The sequence below is a fragment of the Rhodobium orientis genome (assembly GCF_003258835.1).
Taxonomy (GTDB): Bacteria; Pseudomonadota; Alphaproteobacteria; order Rhizobiales; family Rhodobiaceae; genus Rhodobium; species Rhodobium orientis.
The window spans coordinates 1-256 of the sequence record NZ_NPEV01000200.1 but is presented as its reverse complement, the minus strand read 5'-3'; the positions used below and the strand labels follow the sequence as shown (position 1 = coordinate 256).

The following is a 256-nucleotide window of genomic DNA, read 5'->3' as shown; positions in this document are numbered from 1 at the left end:
CCGTAACTGCAACAATCGGCGCCTGCGGGCGACATTTGGAAATCATTCTCGCCGTATGGCCGCTTTCCGTCGGTGTGACGATGGCATTCACATCAAGGTTGATTGCCGTATGCGCCACAGATTGGCCGATCGCATCCGTAATTGACATGCTGACTTGCTTGCTTCGTGCGGAAAGGATTTTTTTATGGTTGAGCGCTTCTTCTGAACGGGAAGCGATATTGTGCATCGTCTGAACGGCTTCAACAGGATAATTTCC

The 256-nt window shown here is 50.8% G+C and carries 1 protein-coding gene; it reads right to left on the bottom strand.

The window, feature by feature from the left end; all coding sequences use genetic code 11:
• A partial coding sequence (locus tag CH339_RS25835) for a pyruvate kinase alpha/beta domain-containing protein (protein WP_276329895.1) occupies window positions 1–256 on the bottom strand: 256 nt, incomplete at both ends.